This window comes from uncultured Nitrospira sp., from assembly GCA_902500695.1.
Taxonomy (GTDB): Bacteria; Nitrospirota; Nitrospiria; order Nitrospirales; family UBA8639; genus Nitrospira_E.
This window is the reverse complement of sequence record CABVRQ010000124.1, coordinates 1-4,979: the sequence shown is the minus strand read 5'-3', so window position 1 is coordinate 4,979 and position 4,979 is coordinate 1. Positions and strand designations below refer to the sequence as shown.

At 51.7% G+C, this 4,979-nt stretch carries 3 protein-coding genes; all 3 read right to left on the bottom strand.

The window, feature by feature from the left end; genetic code table 11:
* Window positions 1–67 precede the first annotated feature (67 nt).
* A complete protein-coding gene (locus AAH187_RS18285; protein ID WP_342349925.1) occupies window positions 68–1,579 on the bottom strand; it encodes a toll/interleukin-1 receptor domain-containing protein in 1,512 nt (503 codons plus the stop codon).
* A gap of 20 nt (window positions 1,580–1,599) precedes the next feature.
* On the bottom strand, window positions 1,600–2,376 hold the full coding sequence (locus AAH187_RS18280) for a hypothetical protein (protein WP_342349924.1): 777 nt from the start codon (window positions 2,374–2,376) through the stop codon (window positions 1,600–1,602).
* A gap of 433 nt (window positions 2,377–2,809) precedes the next feature.
* Window positions 2,810–4,979 (bottom strand): CHAT domain-containing protein (locus AAH187_RS18275; protein ID WP_342349923.1); only part of this gene is annotated, 2,170 nt, incomplete at its 5' end.

The window sequence follows — 4,979 nt, the reverse complement described above, 5'->3', positions numbered from 1 at the left end:
GCGACGTGTCGGTGACACGTCCTCTTCGTTTCATAAGGTCTTATCAGTAACACCCTTCCTTCCTTCCCTACCACCCGATCAGCTTACTGACGGGTTCAAATAAAGAGCTGTACCGTATTTGATCGAAGAGGGTCGGCCGAAGGTCCTGTGGATTACCGGCTGTCCCTGTTTTGACATAACCTGCCTTTCCCTTCAGGTCTACCTTGAATGTATGACTGATCGGGTCAATGCTGATGGACGTGATTTCAAAATGCTCCAGGTCATCCAGGGTCAGAAATGCATTCATTCCAATCGGCACCGAAGGCATACCTTGGGGACTCACATATTCCACCGTTCCCACAAATCCCTCTGGCGGTTTGCGTTCACCTGTACCCGGATCCTGCCAGGAAAAGTCCACGGATTGTATCGGCAACACCGAACTGGAAATCGGTTTCTTGGCCGTCGTTTCTTTTTCTTTCAACACCAGGACAAAACCTTGGTCCTGTCCAAACAGTTCGATCGTCCCAGGCTTATGATCAAAAATAATGTGATAGGTCAGTTCTTGATCTTGGGGAAATGGTATTGAGAGCCCCGAAGACGCCTTCATCCCTGTCTCAAGGATTTGAACGGCTTGAATCCTGGACAACACCACTCGCTGTCGCCCTTGCTTCGTTCGGATCGACCAGGTGAGGGCATTGTCATTGGAAATCTCCATACTCACCACGGCCTCGTCGGTAAGCACGATCCCATCGAGTTGTCCCGCAGCCGCCGCCTTATCCTCAGTGGTTTCGATCGTGATTTCCGAGGAGAAGCTGGGCATGTCCGCTGCAAATTGTACGGTCCGGCCATTGATTGGCAAATCCAGCCAGGCTTTCGGCGGATAGCTATCCGACGCCATATCATAATCAGCGGGGTCGGCGACCAGCAGCCTGTCCGGAGTGACGGAAAGCTTCCCGACGTTTTCAACCGTCAGAGAGTCAAAGGTTATGGCATCAGTCAGTCGCTTATCATCCAAACCGGGAGCCACGCTAAATTCCATACGAGCCGTCTCCACATGGACCAAAATCACCGGGGCCACTCGCAGAAATGAACTACCGATAAGCAGGAGGGCAAGAATACCGCCCACCATCGCCTTGATCCCCAAAAGCGCGACCAATTTTCCGAGCAGAGACGGTTTGGTGGAGGAGGCCTCCGGAAGCTCAAAAGCTTTCCCCTCTAACTTGGCACGGATGACGGAAAGAAGAATATCAAATTCTTTGGATCCGACCGCGCCTTCCCATCCAAGAAAACATAAGGCCTGAATACCGGTAAAAGCCAATGGAATGGCATTGGCTTCCAACATAACCGGTATGACCTTCTCAGTATTCAGAGCCTCCCGAGCCTCTGCCCGCACCCATCGGGAATTTTTGGCATGACCGGTCCATAACACCACCACACATTTCGCCGAGGCCAACGCGTCTTCAATCGTTTTATCCCACTCGCTGCCTACTTGAATCTGGCGATCCCACCAAACCGATACCTCTGCTTGATCCAAGCCTGCCGCCAACTGTTGAGCCACGGGTCGATCCTCACTGGCGTAACTGATGAACACGTCTTTCATAATTAAAGGGGGTGCTCTCGTTATGGGATCACGATAGGCTGATGATAGAAATGAATTTCTTGGGAAAGGGTTTGATTCGTCGAAAGAGAAAACCCGCTGATGTCCAGTTTATAGAGACCTGGCTCCGCTTCTTTGGCGTCCCAATGAATGGTAAAGGGACGCCCTGCACGTTTTCTTCTGAACGTTTGCGTCTCCACTTCTTGTCCTGTGGCTTCCCGGGTGATGGTCGCCATCAATCGCGCATCTTCACCGGTTTTCAAGGTAAAAAAATAGCCATCAATTTTAGATGGCGCATCCTTGTGATAGAGCACCGCAGGCGCGACTCGCTCTATACTGGAGGTGGAGTCTGCATCCAAGCGAACCAGGGCTCCCAATTCATAGAGGTCAAGTTTGGGAGTTAGTTGTTGCAGGACAGGATCGGTCGGCCAGGCAAAGACATTCTGAAACCCTTTTTCCCATGCGCGGGCGGGCTCCACCCTATCCAACCAATAGTAGGTGCGGTAATCCAATTCGCGAACCGTCAAATACACCGCATGCTCGTCATCTAAATAGAATTGAAGCTTCACCGCATTCGGAAAAGTTCCAGAGGAGACCAGTTCCTGGTAGTCGGCCAACACCGAAAGTAATTCCACATTCAATCCCGAGACAGGCTTCGGTTTGACGCCTTCCTTCCAACTGCCTAATTGTTCCTGACTTCTTAGTTGGTAGTCCAAATCCAGTTGAGCCCAGAGTAACGAGGGGACCACTACGAGGAAAACCAGAGTCAGGAATAGACCATACGCGCATCGTTTCATCACGACGTTCTGCTCCGCCTCGCTAATGAGGTGAAATCTCATAATCTGAAGACATTCGATTGTTAGACCCGAATTTCGATGACGTGAAGTCTAACGCGGACGGGAAAACGAATCTAGGGGACCACAGGAATCAGGACAAGGCCAAATGTTTCCCACCAATCGTCATTCCGGTAGTTTTGAAAGAGCCACGATTCGAGGAAAGATTGACACGAACAACTGGCCGGAATGGTAGTCCTTTGATAGAGAAAATTCCTGGCAGGCCCACCCAACCATATGACGTTAACGACTTTCACTCCCGCTCATCAGCCCTCACATACTGCAACCCGCACCTCTTGCTACATGCAAGGCATCCTGCAAGCCCACTTTCCCCCGGTCCAGGTCTCTACAACTGTGACAAATGAAAATCTTCGCTGCCAGGATTTCATATCTCAAGCACCTACGGTCCTTCATCGGGCACAAGATTCTCACGTAATGTTTTCAGTCCGGCGCTAAGCTGTTGACGAATGTTGGGAGGTGCCTGCGTGGCGACCATTAATTCATAGAACCTGATTTGTTTGATGACGGAATCCATTTCTCTGGCGGACCCACCCCGTCGTTTGGCCGCAAGATATCCATTGAGAATTTCCTTCTGATCGTTGGCTGTCAGACGTTGTGCATATAAGGACTCGAGCAGTTTCTGATCCGGGGTCAGACTCATACCCCAGAAGATTTGTCCTTTTCCGATTAAATCGTTTGCATACGTTGATAATTCGGCAAGCCCCTCTGCGAGATAATCAGCTTCTTTCGTCTTGCTACGTCGCGTTTCCCGCCCTTTCGGCTGATCCCACGAAAGCACAATCTCAGCTGCCAGCCGATTTCCCAAAGGGTAATACGCATCGGTTCGCTTTGCATTTTTGCCAAGCGCGTAGCCTTCATCATACCAACGCTTCATTTCGAGTAAGGCTTTCCGTCGCTCTGCCTTATTGGTGAGCAGCAGGGCTTTTCCTTTATAGAGCTCCCCTTTAAGCGCATACCGTTCTTGTGTGTGTTGAATCGTGAGAAGACCCTCGAGAATTTTTTCCGCATCGTCAAACAACTCCTTGCTGGGAAAATCTTTTTCTAGCGGGTCGAGCTGTTGTGCTGTGGGATCTCCCTGCCTTTCGACACGATCGAGTGCCCATCGGACTTTCAAATTGGCTAACTGTTCCAGCGACTCCACCGTCGCATCAGCCGGTTGCAGCATTCTCCCTCGATCATAGAATCGGACCGCCTCCGCGAAAAGGCCCAACTCCCCATAGGCTAACCCCAGAGCCGCACACATGGCTGCGGAATCCGTCCACCCTTGACCGACACTGGCAGTCAATTCTTGTAGTCGTCGTCTCAACCTGGCTTCATCTTTCGGCTCGGCGGTTTTGGCCTCTTGAACCAGATTGTACAATTCCACTTGCAATTCGACGGGAGCCACCATCCGGCGTTGCCTACCCATGCTTTTCGCTCCGATGTGTAACGAAAAATCCGGATCCCCGTAGCATTGATAGGCACCCCACGTATTGGATCCGCCCTGGCGAAGAAAAATTTCCTCACGCGCCAGCCGCACGGCATCGCCGAATGTTCGATTTTGAAACATCTCTTCATAAAACTTCTTGGCGAAGGTTTTGGCCGCAAGGTCGTCCACAGCCCAACCGGCTGCCACCACCGCCCGCACACCCATGCGAATCAGTTGGGTCCCCAGGTTTGAGGCGAGTTGATGAAACGGAATGTTCAATTGTTCAGCACTGCCTTTGGTTTGTCCCAGATGGCAGCAATTCAAAAACACCAATTCGGGCACATACCGCATTTGATTAATTTCGGCAGGGGTCAAAAACAGACCTTCCCCTAAGACCATTCCCGTGACCGTTTTGGGTTTCCTGCAAGGGTCCATTTTGGTGTCTGTGGTTCCGGGGTTGGCGGACTCTTCTTCTATTGGAAATTCAAAGACGCCATGCGCCGCACAATGCACAATACGATAGGGCTGTTGATATAGGGCAGTCAGAATCGCATCCGGTGTCGCTTCACCTTCCACGAGTTCCACCACATCCCGGTACTCCTGATGCCGGATGAGTTGCGCCACCTCCCGCGCTTCGGCAGCGGCACCTGGCAAGGGAGAAAATTTTCCTGAGGGTTCGTGACTGGTGGGATCGCCAATGACCAGCGCATTCGGGGCTGTCCCGTGGAGGACCTTTTCACGGAATTGAGGAACCGCCATTTGCCGGACCATCCCGGCCTCCACAGCCAGAGGACGCGAGTTGGGATCAAATCGATTGTGCAATAATTCCCAAGGATAGGCGGCAGACTTCTCGTCCAACACCAGCACCATACTTCGACGGTCTGGAGCATATTCCTTCATCCGATTCGGGATGATTAGCTCAAACAAAGTGCTGGATAATTCCAGATCATTCTGCGTGGTAGCCATAGCCCGTTCTAAAAACCGTTCAATGAGTTTTCGTTGTGCCGGCTGCAAATAGGTTTCCGCCCGCGCACGATTGGTGAGGGCTTCAAATTTCAAGGAGCCGTCATCCTGGGTGGCAATGCGCAATCGTTGCCACCAGCCCGCATCTTCATCAAATGAGGCACGGCGACGCCCCTCA

Coding starts and splice junctions, on each gene's coding strand:
- AAH187_RS18285 (WP_342349925.1), bottom strand. CDS start 1,579: ATGAAAGACGTGTTCATCAGTTACGCCAGTGAGGATCGACCCGTGGCT.